At 61.8% G+C, this 16876-nt stretch carries 15 protein-coding genes and 1 pseudogene; 7 read left to right on the top strand and 9 right to left on the bottom strand.

The genetic code is table 11. The features are described from left to right. Positions 1–3: 3 nt before the first annotated feature. A complete protein-coding gene (gene rsmD, locus NMA58_RS02415) occupies positions 4–564 on the bottom strand; it encodes a 16S rRNA (guanine(966)-N(2))-methyltransferase RsmD (protein ID WP_064800818.1) in 561 nt (186 codons plus the stop codon). Continuing rightward, on the bottom strand, positions 545–2479 hold the full coding sequence (locus NMA58_RS02410) for a pseudouridine synthase (protein ID WP_434712161.1): 1935 nt from the start codon (positions 2477–2479) through the stop codon (positions 545–547). The genes rsmD and NMA58_RS02410 overlap by 20 nt, the downstream gene beginning before the upstream one ends. Positions 2480–2569: 90 nt before the next feature. On the opposite strand from NMA58_RS02410, the gene NMA58_RS02405 reads away from it, so the two are divergent. After that, on the top strand, positions 2570–3007 hold the full coding sequence (locus NMA58_RS02405) for a nucleoside deaminase (protein WP_434713486.1): 438 nt from the start codon (positions 2570–2572) through the stop codon (positions 3005–3007). Positions 3008–3040: 33 nt separating this feature from the next. On the opposite strand, the gene NMA58_RS02400 is transcribed toward NMA58_RS02405, so the two are convergent. Continuing rightward, positions 3041–3670 (bottom strand): hypothetical protein, encoded by a 630-nt coding sequence (locus NMA58_RS02400; protein WP_085777111.1) that lies wholly within the window; start codon positions 3668–3670, stop codon positions 3041–3043. A gap of 131 nt (positions 3671–3801) precedes the next feature. Further along, positions 3802–6780 (bottom strand): isoleucine--tRNA ligase, encoded by a 2979-nt coding sequence (ileS, locus tag NMA58_RS02395; RefSeq protein ID WP_434712158.1) that lies wholly within the window; start codon positions 6778–6780, stop codon positions 3802–3804. Positions 6781–7132: 352 nt separating this feature from the next. Here ileS and NMA58_RS02390 point away from each other — a divergent pair, with 352 nt between their 5' ends. Beyond that, a complete protein-coding gene (locus NMA58_RS02390; RefSeq protein WP_430957093.1) occupies positions 7133–7396 on the top strand; it encodes a type II toxin-antitoxin system Phd/YefM family antitoxin in 264 nt (87 codons plus the stop codon). After that, the gene (locus NMA58_RS02385; RefSeq protein ID WP_097597791.1) at positions 7393–7851 is read left to right on the top strand and encodes a type II toxin-antitoxin system VapC family toxin; all 459 of its coding nucleotides are present in this window, start codon (positions 7393–7395) and stop codon (positions 7849–7851) included. Before NMA58_RS02390 ends, NMA58_RS02385 begins: the two co-directional genes overlap by 4 nt. 11 nt (positions 7852–7862) lie before the next feature. Here NMA58_RS02385 and NMA58_RS02380 read toward each other — a convergent pair whose 3' ends face one another. Further along, the gene (locus NMA58_RS02380) at positions 7863–8846 is read right to left on the bottom strand and encodes a bifunctional riboflavin kinase/FAD synthetase (protein ID WP_434713484.1); all 984 of its coding nucleotides are present in this window, start codon (positions 8844–8846) and stop codon (positions 7863–7865) included. Positions 8847–8860: 14 nt separating this feature from the next. Next, positions 8861–9709 (bottom strand): TIGR01459 family HAD-type hydrolase, encoded by an 849-nt coding sequence (locus NMA58_RS02375; protein WP_434712157.1) that lies wholly within the window; start codon positions 9707–9709, stop codon positions 8861–8863. Between the two features lie 342 nt (positions 9710–10051). On the opposite strand from NMA58_RS02375, the gene groES reads away from it, so the two are divergent. The 3 genes from groES (at position 10052) to NMA58_RS02360 (ending at position 13094) form a co-directional block, all read left to right on the top strand. Beyond that, the gene (gene groES / locus NMA58_RS02370; protein ID WP_004675403.1) at positions 10052–10348 is read left to right on the top strand and encodes a co-chaperone GroES; all 297 of its coding nucleotides are present in this window, start codon (positions 10052–10054) and stop codon (positions 10346–10348) included. Positions 10349–10420: 72 nt separating this feature from the next. Then, positions 10421–12058 (top strand): chaperonin GroEL, encoded by a 1638-nt coding sequence (gene groL / locus NMA58_RS02365; protein ID WP_088396568.1) that lies wholly within the window; start codon positions 10421–10423, stop codon positions 12056–12058. A 589-nt stretch (positions 12059–12647) separates the two neighbouring features. Next, positions 12648–13094 (top strand): hypothetical protein, encoded by a 447-nt coding sequence (locus NMA58_RS02360; RefSeq protein WP_434712154.1) that lies wholly within the window; start codon positions 12648–12650, stop codon positions 13092–13094. A gap of 316 nt (positions 13095–13410) precedes the next feature. Here the strand turns inward: NMA58_RS02360 and NMA58_RS02355 are convergent. The 3 genes and pseudogenes from NMA58_RS02355 to NMA58_RS02345 form a co-directional block, all read right to left on the bottom strand. After that, positions 13411–14318: pseudogene (locus tag NMA58_RS02355) on the bottom strand (RNA polymerase sigma factor). Next, positions 14315–15058 (bottom strand): SDR family NAD(P)-dependent oxidoreductase, encoded by a 744-nt coding sequence (locus tag NMA58_RS02350; RefSeq protein WP_434712153.1) that lies wholly within the window; start codon positions 15056–15058, stop codon positions 14315–14317. The pseudogene NMA58_RS02355 and the gene NMA58_RS02350 overlap by 4 nt, the downstream one beginning before the upstream one ends. 446 nt (positions 15059–15504) lie before the next feature. Continuing rightward, on the bottom strand, positions 15505–16215 hold the full coding sequence (locus tag NMA58_RS02345; RefSeq protein ID WP_434712152.1) for a glutathione binding-like protein: 711 nt from the start codon (positions 16213–16215) through the stop codon (positions 15505–15507). 202 nt (positions 16216–16417) lie between these two features. On the opposite strand from NMA58_RS02345, the gene NMA58_RS02340 reads away from it, so the two are divergent. Next, positions 16418–16837, top strand: a complete 420-nt coding sequence (locus tag NMA58_RS02340; RefSeq protein WP_434712151.1) for a DoxX family protein — start codon at positions 16418–16420, stop codon at positions 16835–16837. The last annotated feature ends 39 nt before the right edge of the window (positions 16838–16876 follow it).

Genomic DNA, 16876 nt, shown 5'->3' with positions numbered 1-16876 from the left:
CGCCTATTGCGGCTGATATCGGAAGAAATGCACCCTGGTGTCGCCAAAGATGCGGCTTTCGAGAAAAACATAGGAAGGGTGGACCGAAACGACAATGTCGGCGCGTTCTTCGAGTACCGCGATCGCGCCCGACCGCAGCCAGCCGCCAACGGCGGCCGCCGCCATCGCCTTTTCGCCGAGGCCCTTGCCATAGGGCGGGTCGGCAAAGAGCACGTCGAAAGGCTCGAGATTGCCGACGCTGCCGAGATCGGTCGCATCGCGGCGCAGGATGCGGGTGCGGCCATGCAGACCGAGCGCATCGATGTTTTCCCAGAGCAGCGCCCTGCCCTCGACGCTGTTTTCGACGAAGAGCGCATGACGACAGCCGCGCGAGACGGCTTCGAGGCCGACGGCGCCGGTTCCGGCAAAAAGATCGAGGATCCGGGTGCCGTCGACACATTCCGGATAGGCATGGCTCAAAATATTGAACAGGCTCTCGCGCGTCCGGTCGGCGGTCGGCCGGATGTCGTTGGATTTTGGCACGGCGAGAGGCCGTCCGCGAAACTCACCGCCGACGATCCGCACCGCGTGTCATTCCCTTTCCTCGAGCACCACCTCTGGACGGACCGCCCGCCGGCCTGTCCCCGGCCGGCCTTTCACCGCCTGGCTTGGCGCCCTTAGGTTTGCCTGAAAAATTCTTGGGTCCACCGGGCTTGCCAGCAAAGCCCTTGCCGCGCGGCTTATCGCCCGAAAGCTTGCCGCTCACAGCCTTGTCGCCGAACGACCTATCGCCGCGCGGACGCTCGGAACGCCCCTCGCCGGCAAAGCTTCTGGCTGTCCGCGGGCGCTCGTCACCCTCCTCGCGCGGCTTTCGATCGCCACGCGGCTTGCCGGCGAAAGGTCGATCGCCGAAGGGGCGGTCGCTGCGCGGACGCTCAGAACGACTCTCGCCGGTGGACGCTCTGGCGGCGCGGGGACGCTCATCACCATCCGCGCGCGGCTTGCGATCGCCGCGCGGCTTGTCGCCGAATGGCCGGTCGCCGCGCGAACGCTCCGCACGGCCTTCGCCACGCGCCGGGCGGTCGCCATAACCGCGGTCTTCGCGGGCCGGGCGATCGCCGAACGAGCGCTTGTGGCCGCGGCCTTCGCCCTCATCCTTGCGGTGGGGCTGCTCGCTCGAGCGGATCCATTCGCCGTCCTCTTCGCGCACACGGTTGATCGGCGTGCGCGGACGATCCTCGATGCGATCGAAAGCATTGGTCTTTGCCGCCGGCTGTTCGCCGCGCCGGCGCGCGGTCTGCGCATTCTTGGCGGCCTTGGCCGCCGCCTTCTCGCCGAGGGGCCGGGCGCCGGGCGCCATCCAGACATTGGCGCTGCGGCGCTGGCCAAGCGGCTGGGCGCGCTTGGGCTTTTCTTCATCCCTGCGGCCGCCGCGGCGATCGTCGTCTCTGCGCCCGCCGGGGCGATCGTCGCGCTTGGTATCGAGGCGGCTCAGCGCCCGTTCGCGCTTATCCTCCTCGCGTCGCGGCCGCTCGCGCTTTGCTGGTGCGGCCGGTGCCGAAGCCTCTTCCTCTTCTTCGGCAGCGACGGCGGGCACATTATAGATCGGCGCGTCGAAATTCGCCTTGGCTTCCTCGATCAGGCGCGGGCCGAGTTGGTCACGCAATGTGCGGCCGCGCACCTCGACGACATGGCCTTCCGGCAAGTCACCGAGCTGGAACGGCCCATAGGAAATGCGGATCAGACGGTTGACATCGAGACCGAGCGCGCCGAGCACATTTTTGATTTCGCGGTTCTTGCCTTCGCGAAGGCCCATGGTGATCCAGACATTCGAGCCCTGGGTGCGGTCGAGGGTCGCCTCGATCGATCCATAGAGCACGCCGTCGACGGCGATGCCGTCCTTCAATTTGTCGAGCGCTTCCTGATCGATCTCGCCATGGGCGCGGACGCGGTAGCGCCTCAGCCAACCGGTCGCCGGCAGTTCGAGGGCGCGGGCGAGGCCGCCGTCATTGGTGAGCAGCAGCAGGCCTTCGGTGTTGATGTCGAGCCGGCCGATCGACATGACGCGCGGCAGTTCTTCCGGCAGGTTGTCGAAGACGGTCGGACGGCCTTCCGGATCGGCATTGGTGGTCACCAGGCCGGCCGGCTTGTGATAGAGCCAGAGCCTGGTGCGCTCGATGCCGCGGATCGGCACGCCGTCGACCTCGATGCGGTCGGCAAGCGTGACGTTGACGACGGGGGTATCGAGAACCGTGCCGTTCAGCGTCACACGGCCTTCCATGATCATGCGTTCTATGTCGCGGCGGGAGGCGACGCCTGCGCGCGCCATCACCTTGGAAATGCGTTCGGCCTTGGTGTCGCTGTCGGCTTCGGCCGCCGCCGAGCGCGCGGTTGCGGCCTTCGCCGGCTTCGCGCCGCCCGCCTTCGGACCGGCCTTCGGCCTGATATCCCGTGAAAGGGGCTTTGCGCCCGGGCGTTTTGGCTTGTCTTTGGGTGTCATTTGCTGTTTGCCTGCCTTTTGGGCCTGTCTATCAGGTCACGCATCTGCGGTTAAGTGGAAATTCTTGCGATCGTGAAGACAAATCGTTTCATGGAGATGGCGCTTGAAGAAGCGCGTGCCGCCGGAGAACGCGGCGAGGTGCCGATCGGCGCGGTCGTCGTTGTCGACGATATTGCTGTTTCACGCTCGGGAAACCGCACGCGCGAGCTCAACGACGTTACCGCGCACGCCGAGATCGCCGCAATCCGGCTCGCCTGCGAGGCACTTGGGCAGGAGCGCCTTACCGGCGCCGATCTCTATGTGACGCTGGAGCCTTGCACCATGTGCGCGGCAGCCATCTCGTTTGCGCGCATCCGCAGGCTCTATTACGGCGCCGAGGATCCGAAGGGCGGCGCCGTCGACAATGGCGTGCGATTCTATGCGCAGCCGACCTGCCACCACGTCCCGGAGGTCTATTCCGGTTTCAACGAGGTGCAATCGGCCGAGATCTTGCGGAGATTCTTTGCGGAACGGAGAGAGGCGCCGTAATCGCTGGCATCTGTGCGCGTGCGCCGAGACAAGCTATTGCAGGAAGTTCCACCACTGCTTGCCGGAATTGGCGATTGCCGCGTCCTTCTTGCGCTTCTTCTGCTTCTTGAGCTCCGGCTCGCCGACGTCATCGAGCTTGGCCGGGTCGTCGACGGTGCGGTAACCGGGCGGCGGATCGGAAATGTAGCGACGCTGATCGACGTAGGAGCCCTTCTGCAGGGCGCGGGCCTCGCGATAGGCCTGGGTCTGGGCTTCGGTCGTTCGCCGGCCGCCTTCGATGGCGGAGCTTGCCAGCGGCGAGCGGTAATTCGGATTGTCCGAATTGGCGTCAGCCTCGGAGACGAGACGGGCACGGGTCTCCTCCGGCGATTCAAGCCATTGCGGATTGTCCTTGTTGGCCACCGTCGGCTGCGGCGCGACGAGGGTCTCTCGCTGGCCCTCAGCCGGCAGCACCAGCGTCGGGCGCGGCGTATATTTGACGCCCTTGTTCTTCGGTTCCGGTCCGGTCAGAGACACGGACTGGCCAAGATCGTCGGTCAGCTGCTCCATGGCGGTCTTGTCGGTGCCGTAGGTCGGGCTGCTGGCGCAGCCGGACACAAGGGAGCATCCCGCCATGACAACAGACAGGCAGGCGCCAATACGGAACCAATGCGTTGCGAACATGAAAACCCTTCCAGCCACCGGTGCAATCGTCGCCCTACCGGACAACCGTCCCCCTGACGCAAAAATCCGGCCATTTTCAGGCAGCTTTTACCGGATGAACGCCGCAATGGCAATTCACCCGGCAAATATCTTCAGGCGCGGATGCCGAGTTCGCGCAAGGCGGCGGCGTCGCGCGCCGAGACGTCGGGATAGTCCGGATCAGAACCGACATCGGTGGTGATGCGCCAGGAACGGGCGCATTTGACGCCTTCGGCAGGCTTCGGCACTACGGCGACGTCAGGCACCTCGGCCAAGCGGAAAGCGTCGGCCGGGCCGGCATCTGACTTGATCGTGATGCCAGAGGTGATGCAGACTTCGCTGAAATCCTGGCCCTCGAGCGCCTTGCGAAGCGCGGCATCGGCGACATAGACAACGGGCGCCGCCTCGAGCGAGGAACCGATGCGCTTATCCTTGCGCTCGATTTCGAGCGCGCCGGTCACGACGCTGCGGATCGCGCGGATCTTCCTCCACTTTTCGGCCAGCGCATCGTTGCGCCATTCCTTGGCGACCGGAGCGAACTGCTCCAGATGCACCGAGATAGCCGAGGGATTGCGTGAGAGCCATGCCTCTTCCGTTGTAAACGGCAGCATCGGCGCAAGCCAGGTCACCACGCAATCGAAGATCATGCGGATGACATAGAGCGCCGAGCGACGGCGGAGGCTGGAGGGCGCATCACAATAGAGCGCATCCTTGCGGACGTCGAAGTAGAAGGCCGAGAGCTCGACATTGGCAAAGTCGATCAATGCGCGGGCGATCTTCTTGAAGTCGAAGGCATCATAATTCTCGCGCACGAGCTGATCGAGCTCGGAGAGACGGTGCAGCATCAGCTGCTCCAGCTCCGGCAGATCGGCAAGCGCGATGACCTCCCCCTTGTCGTGAGCGAGCGTGCCGAGCATCCAGCGGATGGTATTGCGCAGCTTGCGATAGGCATCGACATTGGTCTGGATGATCGTCTTGCCGACGCGCAGGTCATCGGCATAATCGGAGGTCATGACCCAGAGGCGCAGGATGTCGGCGCCGGCATCCTTCATCACCTCCTGCGGCGAGGTGACGTTGCCCTTCGACTTCGACATCTTCTCGCCCTTCTCGTCCATGGTGAAACCATGGGTGAGGACAGCGTTATAAGGCGCGCGGCCGCGGGTGGCAGCCGATTCCAAGAGCGACGAATGGAACCAGCCGCGATGCTGATCGGACCCTTCGAGATAGAGATCGGCCGGCCATTTCAGGTCCGGGCGATCTTCCAGCGTGAAGGTGTGCGTGGAGCCCGAGTCGAACCAGACGTCGAGGATATCCATGACCTGGGTCCACTTGGCCGGGTCATGCTCGTTGCCGAGGAAGCGCTCCTTGGCGCCTTCCGCAAACCAGGCGTCTGCGCCCTCGACATCGAAAGCGTTCAGGATGCGCTGGTTGACGGCCTCGTCCTTCAGGACCTCGCCCTGCTCATCGACGAAGACGCAGATCGGCACGCCCCAGGCTCTTTGACGGGAAAGGACCCAGTCCGGGCGCTGCTCGATCATCGCGCGCAGACGGTTCTGGCCGGCGGCCGGCACGAAGCGTGTGTCGTCGATCGCTCCGAGGGCCCGGCTACGCAGCGTCGTCCCGTCCGGCAGCGTCTTGTCCATATAGACGAACCATTGCGGCGTGTTGCGGAAGATCACCGGCTTCTTCGAACGCCAGGAATGCGGATACTGGTGCTTCAAGCGGCCGCGGGCAAAGAGCGCATTGCGTTCGATCAGCGCTTTGATGACGCGATCATTGGCATCGCCCTTCTTGCCGTTATCGTCGATGACGCGCGCGCCTTCCAGGCCGGGAGCGTCGGCGGTGTAGAAGCCGCCGTCGTCGACCGGGAACGGGATCTTGGTCTCGATGCCGCGGGCCTCGATCTCCCGGGCATGCGCCATCCAGACGTCAAAGTCTTCGCGGCCGTGGCTGGGTGCGGTGTGCACGAAACCGGTGCCGGCATCGTCGGTGACGTGATCGCCCTCGAGCAGCGGGACTTCGAACTCGTAGCCGCCGCCGACGCCCTTCAGTGGGTGGGCGCAGGCGACAAATGAAAGCTCCTTGGCGGAAACATCGCGGAGGCGCTTGTATTGCAGTTTTGCTTTGGCAAACGATTCTTCGGCGAGCTTGTCGGCGAAAACAAGCTTCTCGCCCGGGCGCGGGCCAAAGTCGTTCTCGGCAGCTGTCACTTCATAAAGGCCGTAGGAGACGCGCGATGAATAGGCGATCGCCCGGTTTCCGGGGATCGTCCAAGGCGTCGTGGTCCAAATGACCACGGAAGCGTGGTCTTCAGCAAGCGAATTTGGAGACATCGGGATGTCCTCAATCGGAGCCGGCTTATCCCTGGTGACGACTACATCTACCGTTGCGGGCGCATTCACTACCGGGAATTTCACCCAGATCGTGTCGCTTTCATAGTCGTGGTACTCGACCTCGGCTTCCGCCAGCGCGGTGCGCTCGACCACCGACCACATGATCGGCTTGGAGCCGCGGTAGAGTTGGCCGCTAGCGGCGATCTTCAAGAGCTCACCAGCGATGCGGCTTTCCGCATGGAAGTTCATCGTCAGATACGGGTTTTCGAAGTCGCCCACGATGCCGAGGCGCTGGAACTCGTCACCCTGGACCTTGATCCACTTCTCGGCATAGGCGCGGCACTCGCGGCGGAAGCCGATCATCGCCGCCGGCTCGCTCAGGTCAGGCTTCGCCTTGCCCTTGGCGCGATAGTTCTCTTCCTCGATCTTCCATTCGATCGGCAGGCCGTGGCAATCCCAGCCGGGCACGTAGTTGGCGTCATAGCCGCGCATCTGGAACGAACGGTTGATGACGTCCTTGAGGATCTTGTTCAGCGCATGGCCGATATGGATGTTGCCATTGGCATAGGGCGGGCCGTCGTGCAGGACGAATTTCTCGCGGCCGGCGGCGGAGGCGCGCAGTTTCTTATAGAGATCCATCTGCTGCCAGCGGGCAACAAGCTCCGGTTCCTTCTGCGGCAGACCGGCGCGCATCGGGAAATCGGTTTCAGGCAGATAGAGGGTCTTCGAGTAATCGATCTTTTCGGCTGTTTCGGTCATGTGTGACAATCGTTTCTGGCAGCCCCGTGAGGGCGCGACGGACGTGAAAATAGGTGGCGGCGGAAGCGCCTGCTCGCAAGCGCCAAAAACCCGGACCTCCCGGCCGCTTAGCGCGCGCGGAAGGCCGGGCCGATAATTCGTATCGTCATTGCCAGCCGAGGTTTCGTCATAGCGCCGGTTCATAGGCGTTTTTGCCGGGAAAAGGAAGAGAGGAAATTGCGGCCCGCAATCGGCACCGGTGACTGGAATTGCCAGCGCCGCATCCTTCCGGGAAAGCATCGGACTGGAAAATCCTCTTCGCTCGAGATATAAATCTGACTATCTGACCAGATTCGATCGAGAGATGAATGGCATGAAAAAAATCACGAAGCAAAGCTGGAAGCTCGAGGACGCGAAAGCGCGCTTCAGCGAGGTGGTTCGCCGCGCCCGCAGCGAAGGACCACAGCGCGTGACGGTTCGCGGCCGGGACAGCGTCGTCGTCATCAGCGTCGAAGAGCTCGACCATCTGACCAAAGCTGAGCCGAAGAAGCCTTTCGTCGCTTTCATGGAAAGCCTTGACCTCAAGGAGCTCGACCTTGAGCGAGAGGCCGATTACGGGCGGGATGCCGAGCTGTGATCGGCTGGCTGCTCGATACGAACGTCATTGCCGCTCTGATCAACCCGAACGGTGCCCCCTCCGTCAAATCCTGGGCTGCGGCTCAAGACGAGGAGAGGATGTTCATCAGCATCCTCACGCTGGCGGAATACGACAAGGGCATCGAAAATCTGCCTGAGGACGATCAGAACCGCTATCGCTATGCTGCCTCCCGCGATGCACTGGAAGAGAGGTTTTCGCAACGCGTTCTTTCGCTGAGCGACACAGCCGTCAGGCATTGGGGCGCCATTTCCGGGCGCGTGAAACTGAGGACCGGACATGCACCGTCGGTTGTCGACACGATGCTGGCCGCCACGGCAATCGAGCACAATCTCTATCTGGTCACGCGAAACGTCCGAGATACGCGCTTCTCCGGCGCAGCGGTCTTCGATCCGTGGACCAACGATCCAGATCAATTTCCGCTCAGCCGGAGATAACTCGAAGCCACTCAGGCGAAGCAAAGCTTCCGATCGAGCTCGCCGAGCGGCGTAACGCCCGCCAGCAGCGCCCTCGCCTCCTCTTCGTCGCGTTTGATCTGGGCGACGAGCGGATCGAGCCCGTCGAATTTCAGCTCGGGTCTAAGATAGCCGAAGAAGGAGACGGCACAGAGCTGGCCGTAGAGATCGCCGTGAAAATCGAACAGATAGGTTTCGAGCAGCGGCGCGCCGTTTTCCGTCACCGTCGGGCGGCGGCCGTAGCTCGCGACGGCATCGTGGAGCGTTCCGTCCCGGCGGCGGAAGCGGACGGCGTAGATGCCGGCGGCGAGTTCGGCCTCCGGCGGCAGCCGCATATTGGCGGTGGGAAAACCGAGCTGCCGGCCGAGCTTTTCGCCGTCGATCACCTCGGCTTCGACCGTATAGCGGTAGCCGAGCATGCCGGCGGCTTCGCTGACATTGCCGTCCTTCAGCAGCGCCCGGATATGGCTCGACGAGACGACATCGGCGTTCTCGTCGCGGAAGGCGTCGATCAGGGTGACGCCGAAACCATAGGTCTGGCCGGCATTCATCAGGAAGGCAGGCCCGCCTTCGCGGCCGCGGCCGAAATGGAAATCGAAGCCGGTGACGACTTCGGTGGCGCCTAGCCAATCCTTGAGGATCGAATGGATGAAATCGTCGGCCGAGCGCTGCGAAAATTCGTAGTCGAAAGGATATTCGATGACTGCGTTGAAACCGAGCGTTTCCAGAATCCGGGCCTTGAGCGGCGCGGGTGTCAGCCGGAAGACCGGTGTCTGCGGCCGGAACACCGTGCGCGGATGCGGCTCGAAGGTCAGCACCAGGGCAGGAATGCCGCGCGCCTTCGCTATTTCGAGCGCGCGGTTCAGCACCGATTGATGGCCGCGATGCACGCCGTCGAAATTGCCGATGGCAATGACCCCGCCCTTCAGATGGGCAGGCAAGGCTTCGCGGGTTTCATTGCGGTGGAAGACGGTCATCGGCTGGCTTCTCTTCATGCAAGGCGCGGCATCCACCACTTCGGCGCGGCCTTCTCCCGCTCAAGATAGGCGTTGAGGATCGCCTCGTCGGTCTCGCCGTTCAAGGTGTATTCCTTGGCATGGATCCCGCCGCTGATGTAGAGAAGATCCAGGCCGAGATTCAAGGCGCCGCGCACATCCGTCGGCATACCGTCGCCGATCGCCAGCACACGGTCGGTGGAAAAATCGCCGCGAAGCTCGCGGGCGGCCGAAAGTGTCGCCTCGTAAATCGGCCGGTGCGGCTTGCCGGCAATGCGGGTTTTACCGCCGAGCTGCTCGTAATAGGCAGCCATGGCGCCGGCACAGGGGATGATGCGATGGCCGCGTTCGACGACGAGGTCGGGATTGGCGCAGATCATCGGCACGTCGCGCGCCTGGAAATCGAGGAGCATGTCGGTGTAGTCCTCGGGCTTTTCGGTCTCGTCGTCGAAAAAGCCAGTGCAGACGAGCGATTGCGCTTCACCGGCCGGCCGGCGCTCGACGCCGATGCCTTCAAGAAGCGCCTTGTCGCGCTCGGGGCCGAGCAGAAAGACCGTCTTCGGCCCCTCGGAAATCAGCCCGCGGGTGACGTCCCCCGAGGTGACGATCCGGTCATAGGCGCCGTCGGGAACGCCGATATGGCGCAGCTGCTCGACCACTTGCCAGGAAAGGCGCGGCGAATTGGTGATGAGGACGACGGCAAGGCCGCTCTCACGCGCGGATTGAAGGGCGGCGGCGGCCTTCGGAAACGGATCGACGCCGTTATGAACGACGCCCCAGACGTCGCAGAGCACCACGTCATAGCGATCTGTGATCTCCGAGAAGCTTCCTATCCGCCTGGCCATTCCAATTTCCCGATTTGCTTCAGTCACCGGTGACATTGCAAAGGCGCAAGGCGATGGCAAGGCATTTTCTTCACCTTGGCAGACAAGATCCTCGGCAATCCCGGCGAGAGGGAACGGCAAGGTCTGGCAACGTTGCCATGCCAGACAAGATTTCGGCGGGAACCTCCGATAATTCGCCGCCTCTTCACAATTCCGGCACAAAAATTCGTGATTGCTCTCATTGACTCCTCTCGGAGCCATCCCTAAATGCTCGAGCGCTAGCACTCACCAGAGAGGAGTGCTAACACTTATCCATGCGGGCCGCTCCGGTCCGCGAATGTCATTCGATCGAGGGATTAGACAATGGCAAGCACCAATTTCCGTCCGCTTCACGACCGCGTCGTCGTTCGTCGCGTCGAGTCCGAAGAAAAGACCAAGGGCGGCATCATCATTCCAGACACCGCCAAGGAGAAGCCGCAGGAAGGCGAAATCGTCGCCGTCGGCTCCGGCGCTCGTGACGAGTCCGGCAAGGTCGTCGCTCTCGACGTCAAGGCTGGCGACCGCGTTCTGTTCGGCAAGTGGTCCGGCACTGAAGTCAAGATCAACGGCGAAGACCTTCTGATCATGAAGGAAGCCGACATCATGGGCATCATCGGCTGATCGGCCGATCCGCTTTCCCGAAATGGCTGACGGGCTTTTTGCCCGAACAAATCGAATTCAGGAGACACAAACATGGCAGCTAAAGAAATCAAGTTTGGCCGCACCGCGCGCGAAAAGATGCTGCGCGGCGTCGACATTCTCGCCGATGCAGTGAAGGTCACGCTCGGCCCGAAGGGCCGTAACGTCATCATCGACAAGTCCTTCGGCGCTCCGCGCATCACCAAGGACGGCGTTTCCGTCGCCAAGGAAATCGAACTTGAAGACAAGTTCGAAAACATGGGCGCCCAGATGGTCCGCGAAGTCGCTTCGAAGACCAACGACATCGCCGGTGACGGCACCACGACTGCAACCGTTCTTGCCCAGGCGATCGTTCGCGAAGGCGCCAAGGCCGTTGCCGCCGGCATGAACCCGATGGACCTGAAGCGCGGCATCGATCTCGCCGTTGCCGAAGTCGTCAAGGATCTCCAGGCCAAGGCCAAGAAGATCAACACTTCGGAAGAAGTCGCCCAGGTCGGCACGATCTCCGCAAACGGCGAACGCCAGGTCGGTCTCGACATTGCCGAAGCCATGCAGAAGGTCGGCAACGAAGGCGTCATCACGGTTGAAGAAGCCAAGACCGCCGAAACCGAACTCGAAGTCGTCGAAGGCATGCAGTTCGACCGCGGCTACCTCAGCCCCTACTTCGTCACCAACCCGGAAAAGATGGTCGCCGACCTCGAAGACGTCTTCATTCTCCTCCACGAGAAGAAGCTCTCGAACCTGCAGTCGATGCTCCCGGTTCTCGAAGCCGTCGTCCAGACCGGCAAGCCGCTCCTCATCATCGCTGAAGACGTCGAAGGCGAAGCCCTTGCTACGCTCGTCGTCAACAAGCTGCGTGGCGGCCTGAAGATCGCTGCCGTCAAGGCACCCGGCTTCGGCGACCGCCGCAAGGCCATGCTCGAAGACATCGCCATCCTGACCGGCGGCACCGTCATCTCCGAAGACCTCGGCATCAAGCTCGAGAGCGTCACGCTCGACATGCTCGGCCGCGCCAAGAAGGTTTCGATCTCCAAGGAAAACACCACGATCGTCGACGGTTCGGGCGCCAAGTCCGACATCGAAGGCCGTGTTGCCCAGATCAAGGCCCAGATCGAAGAAACCACCTCCGACTACGACCGCGAGAAGCTGCAGGAACGTCTTGCCAAGCTCGCCGGCGGCGTTGCCGTCATCCGCGTCGGCGGCTCGACGGAAGTCGAAGTGAAGGAAAAGAAGGACCGCATCGACGACGCCCTCAACGCGACGCGCGCTGCCGTTCAGGAAGGTATCGTACCGGGCGGCGGCGTTGCCCTGCTGCGTTCTTCCGTCAAGATCTCTGCCAAGGGCGTCAACGACGACCAGGAAGCCGGCATCAACATCGTTCGCCGCGCTCTGCAGGCTCCGGCCCGCCAGATCGCTGAAAACGCTGGTGACGAAGCTTCGATCGTTGTCGGCAAGATCCTCGACAAGGATCAGGACAACTACGGCTACAACGCCCAGACCGGCGAATATGGCGACATGATCGGCATGGGCATCATCGACCCTGTCAAGGTCGTTCGCACCGCCCTGCAGGATGCCGCTTCCGTCGCATCGCTGCTGATCACCACCGAAGCCATGATCGCCGAGCTGCCGAAGAAGGACGCTCCGGCTATGCCGGGCGGCATGGGCGGCATGGGTGGAATGGACATGATGTGATAGGCGAAAGCCGTCACTGACATCCATTCCGGCACATCCGGAACAGGAAGGGCGGCCCCCGGGTCGCCCTTTTCTTTTGTCCGCTGCGATTCGTTCCGTTGCGCACTATTTTATCCCGTGCAGCGCGTCAGCCGACCTCGAAGCTTTCGTCAGGCTTGCGTCGCCGCTCTTTTTCCAATGCCGAAAAGTGCGCGGGAGATTGCTTCCGGGGGAAGGTTTCTCACGCAATAGATGCCAAACCGTTCGAAAAATGCCGAAACTGGTCACTTCTGGCTGAAGAGCGTGATGATGCCGACATCTCTCACAAATAATGCCGATCCGAACAGGCTCAAAAAGCCGTTGCCGATTGTGCAAAAGCTCCTATAAATCCGCGGCTGCAATTGATGCGCGCCCGGCGATCATTCGCTGTCAGACGAGCGCGGGAAGGCGATGCCATAAATGCGTGTTCGAAGGGCTCAGGTCCGGAGACTCGAATGGCTGCAACGATCGCCGAAGTAGGCGCGGGCATCATGCCCGCCGTCCCATGATCCTGTTTCTTTGTGTTTGCCGAGCATGCGGCGGAGGAGCCGCATCCGAACTGGGGAACGCCTTGTTTAAGATCGCCAAAGCCAATGGAGCCGTGCCCTTGATGACCGGCTCGCTGAACGACAACCATCAAAATCACCAGATGCTGGCGCAGTTGTCGGTTTCCGAAAGCTGGACCGGAGATTTTTCGAGCGGCCTGATCCGTCTCGGCAAATGGAGCGCGATGCTGCACGGCCTCTCCGCCGAGGAATGCGGGCTGCTTAACCTGATCCGCTGCTACGATAGCAAGGATCGAGCCCGCGTGCTGGAACTGTTCGAGCAGGTGGCGACGCACTGCTCCTCCTTCTGCTTTTCAACGACAATCATCATGCCGAACGGCTTGCGCCAGCCACTGTTCTGCATGGGCGAGTCGAACGGGCTCGAGGAGAAATACAGCGGCAGCATAACCGGCGTCTTCATCTTCCCTCGCTTCAAGCTCGAAGGCGCAAGGCAGATCACCAGCCGGCAATAAGACCGGCGACGCTAGATAGAGGCCGCTCATGGCCCGGCCATAACGTAAATGTGGAATCGCTAAATTTTGCGGTTCCACATTTTCAGCCCACGACCGACGGGCCCATTGCAGCTATCCGTACTATCGCATCAAGCGGTCCGGCGGCCAATTTGGATTGGGTAGCTTCATCACCCGCCCGCAAGCGGCCGCCGGCCGCAAAATCAAAGAGGAATCGCAGCGTACCCTTTGGCATAGCGGGAATAGTCATGTTTTACGAAACGTCCGCAAGTGGCCGCGCATAGCGGGCCGCGAGGAAGCACGTCTCGACCAGTATCGGTCACCGCGATGCGGCCGGCATGACATCAGCACCATCCATGACATAGGTCGCATAGCGATGGTCGCGGATAAGGCTTATCTCTTGCCCCCGCCATTCGAGCAGCATGAAATAGGAAGGCCCGCTCGCCGGTTCGGCCGAAACCAGGAATATTTCCCTGCCTTCCAGCCAGGCAGGTTCGACCCTGACGCGCGGATATTCGGCATAATAAGTGAAAAATCGACCCACATCGGCGGCACCCGAGATTTCAGGCCGTCGCGCCTGGCGAAGCCGAACGTCATCAGCCAGCAAGCGACGCAGCGTGTCCCAATCTTGGGCATTGAGAGCGCTGCAAAGTTCAGGGCCTCGGGACTTGGCAACGGCGCAACGTCAGACCGCACGTCGGAGATCGCACGCAATCTCGCCCTACCGCGCGACAGATGGGCCTTGACGGCGTCGACACTCAGTTCGAGCAGCGCTGCGATATCCGCAAGCGACTCTCCCAACACATCCTTGAGGATTACCGCGCTGCGTTGCGGCACCGGCAATTCTGCAAAATGACCCAGGGCGACTCGCACCGTGTCCCGCCGGATCAGCGCGTCCTCCGCGCCGACTGCGCTGATATCGGGCAGATCAAAGGCCATCTCAAGCGGCTCCGACCGGCGCGTACTGCGCTGGCGCAGGGAATCTATGGCTCGATTGTGGACGATGCGAAACAGCCACGGTCGCAGCGACGTGCCTGGTGGGATCGAGCCAGCCGTCGCAAATACCTTGGCAAACGCGTCCTGAATCACGTCCTCGCCGTCGATCACCGAACCCACGAGACGAGCAGCGTAACGATGCAGTTGGGGGCGAAGCGCGTCCGCTTCCCTGGCCAGGTCTGCAAGCAGAGTTTTCCTCTCTTCAGTCCCGAGAGCTGGGTCTTTCGTCATTCGATGACCGTCACACCCGTATCCCCACGCACGGCATAGACCATGGCCTCAGCGAGGCCGGAATCGCCGATCAGTTCGGCGACCGTATCACCGAAAGCCCGCGGCGTCATGTCCGGCCAGGTGGCGGCCTGTTCGGCAAATGTCCGACTCGCCTTCGCAGCATAGGCCCGGATTCCGGTATCGCCCACACCAGTTCCAACGAACATCTGCCGGGGAACGATGACCCGGAACCGCAAGCCGAGGCCGAGTTCCGCCGACAAGTCGTCGGCATATTTTGCAATGAACCACTGCGCGCGCTTGGCGCCGGCATAACCTCCCGATAGCGGCGACCCCTGCACGGCGGCTCCGCTGGAGACCAGCACGACGAGCCCGCCCGGCGCCATTGGCAAGGTCAGGGCAGCCTGTACCCAATGCAGCGCAGCCTTGACGTCTACATTCCAGTTGGTCGTGAATGCCTCCCAGCCAATCCGGTCGATCCGCTCCATGGACGGTTTCGCACCGGCATTCATGATGACGACATCAGGTCGCGTCTGCTCCATGATCCGCCACGCCGCGTCGGCATCAGTTGCATCGGCCGATATGGCGGTGACGGCCAGTTGCTCAGCTGGTCCCTGCACAGCCGTCGCGTTTCGGGCGACCACGGTGACTTCGGCCGCGCGAGCAACGAATGCCTCGGCAAGCCCACTTCCCAAGCCGCGGCTCCCGCCGACGACCACAATTCGCTTTCCTTCCAGATCCATTTCTCAGTCCTCGTTCATTCGACCGCTCGACGACGGTCGCAACAACGACGGTTCAAGAAGGTGAAAAGAGTCATCGCCATCTGCGATTTGTGGAAGCCAGCGTCAAAAAAGTCTGGCTCGACCGAATGCCGCCGTGATTGCGGTCGCCAGGCGAAGCGGATCGCGCCCTTGATACGAGGTTGCTTGTTCCGGTTGACCTATCGCGCCGATCCTCCACATCTGAGGCGATCCCGAATTTCGGCCGATGCGGGTTCTTGCAAAGGTTGACGTTCACTCCCCGGAAGGGACAGGCAATCGAAGCCGCCTTGAATGTTTGAGGAAATCTCCGGCATGAGTAATGCCCCGACCACCAGCGTTATTGGGGTTTTGCTTAAGATGGTCCTCACGATTCCACGTTAGTGGCCGGGCGGCAGGGCGGCCTTTTGCATTTTCCGGCGGATCGTCCGTTACTCCGGTTTGATAGGAATGTTGAGGCCTCTGGTGCTTGCCGGGCGCGCGATGCAGCGCTCCAGCCAATCGGAAACGGCGGGGAATTTCGCATATTCGAGAATCTCACGGCCGCCATAGAAGATATCGGCGCCGCGAATCCAGGTGAAAGTGGTGATGTCGGCAATCGTATATTGATCACCCATGATCCATTGGCGGCCTTTCAGCCGGCCTTCGAGCACGCCGAGCAGCCGCTTGGATTCATCGCGGTAGCGGTCCACCGGATAGGAATTATTGGCGACCTTGTCGGCGGCGAATTTGTGGAAATGCCCGAACTGACCGAGCATCGGACCGATCCCGGCCATCTGGAAAAACACCCACTGGATGCATTCATAGCGGCCGGCGGCATCGGCGGGGATGAGCTTTCCGGTCTTTTCGGCGAGGTAGAGCAGGATGGCGCCGGATTCGAACAGCCCGATCGGCTTTCCCCCGGGCCCGTTCGGATCGATGATCGCCGGAATGCGGCCGTTCGGATTGAGCGATTCGAATTCCGGCGACTTCTGCTCGTTGGCGGCAAAGGAAATATAGTGCGGCTCATAGGGGAGCCCGAGCTCTTCGAGGGCAACCGATACCTTCACCCCGTTCGGCGTCTGCAGTGAATAGAGCTGGATGATATTGGGATTTTCCGCCGGCCAGCGCGTGGTGATCGGAAATGCGGAAAGATCTGCCATAAGAGACTCCATATTATCGGCCGACCATAGAAGACGATGCTCCGGAAAGGCAAGCGAGGGTATTGTTCCATATTGTTGAACGAAGCGTCCCCTTCTGTTTATCTTTCCATGACAGAAGAAATAGGCGACATAGGGGTATCAGAGATCCACAGCGTGCCGGGGGCACCAAGATCTCCCGAGCCTTCAAACGGAGACAATATCCATGTCGAACGCCATCATCCTGATTGCCCGCATTCTTCTGTCATTCATGTTCATCCTTTCCGGCTTCACGAAGCTGACCGATCCCGCCGGTACTGCGGGCATGATCGCCGGTGCCGGCCTGCCGGCGGCAACCCTGTTGGCCTATGTCGCAGGCCTCTTCGAACTGCTGGCCGGCCTTGCGGTTCTCGCAGGCTTCCAGGTCCGTATTGCCGGCTGGCTGCTCGCTGGCTTCTGTGTCTTTACGGGCGTTGCCTTCCATCTGCCCTACGCTAGCGGCACGGAACTCGTGAACATTCTCAACCAGATCATGGTTATGAAGAACATCACGCTGGCCGGCGCGTACATCCTGCTCGCCACCGTCGGCGCCGGTGCCTATTCGATCGACGCACGCCGTGGTCTGCAGGCCGTCGCTGCCCGCTAATTCCATCTCCTCCCAAGCATGCAAAACCCGCCGTCATTG

Origin of the sequence: Rhizobium sp. YTUHZ045, assembly GCF_051124255.1 — a bacterium.
GTDB lineage: Bacteria > Pseudomonadota > Alphaproteobacteria > Rhizobiales > Rhizobiaceae > Rhizobium.
Note: the sequence above shows the minus strand (reverse complement) of the source record. Positions and strands in the feature narration are given on the sequence as shown.

Excerpts from the sequence above, each read along its gene's own strand:
- NMA58_RS02410 (WP_434712161.1), bottom strand. The coding sequence starts at position 2,479 with ATGACACCCAAAGACAAGCCAAAACGCCCGGGCGCAAAGCCCCTTTCA.
- NMA58_RS02405 (WP_434713486.1), top strand. The coding sequence starts at position 2,570 with ATGGAGATGGCGCTTGAAGAAGCGCGTGCCGCCGGAGAACGCGGCGAG.
- NMA58_RS02400 (WP_085777111.1), bottom strand. The coding sequence starts at position 3,670 with ATGTTCGCAACGCATTGGTTCCGTATTGGCGCCTGCCTGTCTGTTGTC.
- ileS (WP_434712158.1), bottom strand. The coding sequence starts at position 6,780 with ATGACCGAAACAGCCGAAAAGATCGATTACTCGAAGACCCTCTATCTG.
- NMA58_RS02390 (WP_430957093.1), top strand. The coding sequence starts at position 7,133 with ATGAAAAAAATCACGAAGCAAAGCTGGAAGCTCGAGGACGCGAAAGCG.
- NMA58_RS02380 (WP_434713484.1), bottom strand. The coding sequence starts at position 8,846 with ATGACCGTCTTCCACCGCAATGAAACCCGCGAAGCCTTGCCTGCCCAT.
- NMA58_RS02375 (WP_434712157.1), bottom strand. The coding sequence starts at position 9,709 with ATGGCCAGGCGGATAGGAAGCTTCTCGGAGATCACAGATCGCTATGAC.
- groES (WP_004675403.1), top strand. The coding sequence starts at position 10,052 with ATGGCAAGCACCAATTTCCGTCCGCTTCACGACCGCGTCGTCGTTCGT.
- groL (WP_088396568.1), top strand. The coding sequence starts at position 10,421 with ATGGCAGCTAAAGAAATCAAGTTTGGCCGCACCGCGCGCGAAAAGATG.
- NMA58_RS02350 (WP_434712153.1), bottom strand. The coding sequence starts at position 15,058 with ATGGATCTGGAAGGAAAGCGAATTGTGGTCGTCGGCGGGAGCCGCGGC.
- NMA58_RS02345 (WP_434712152.1), bottom strand. The coding sequence starts at position 16,215 with ATGGCAGATCTTTCCGCATTTCCGATCACCACGCGCTGGCCGGCGGAA.
- NMA58_RS02340 (WP_434712151.1), top strand. The coding sequence starts at position 16,418 with ATGTCGAACGCCATCATCCTGATTGCCCGCATTCTTCTGTCATTCATG.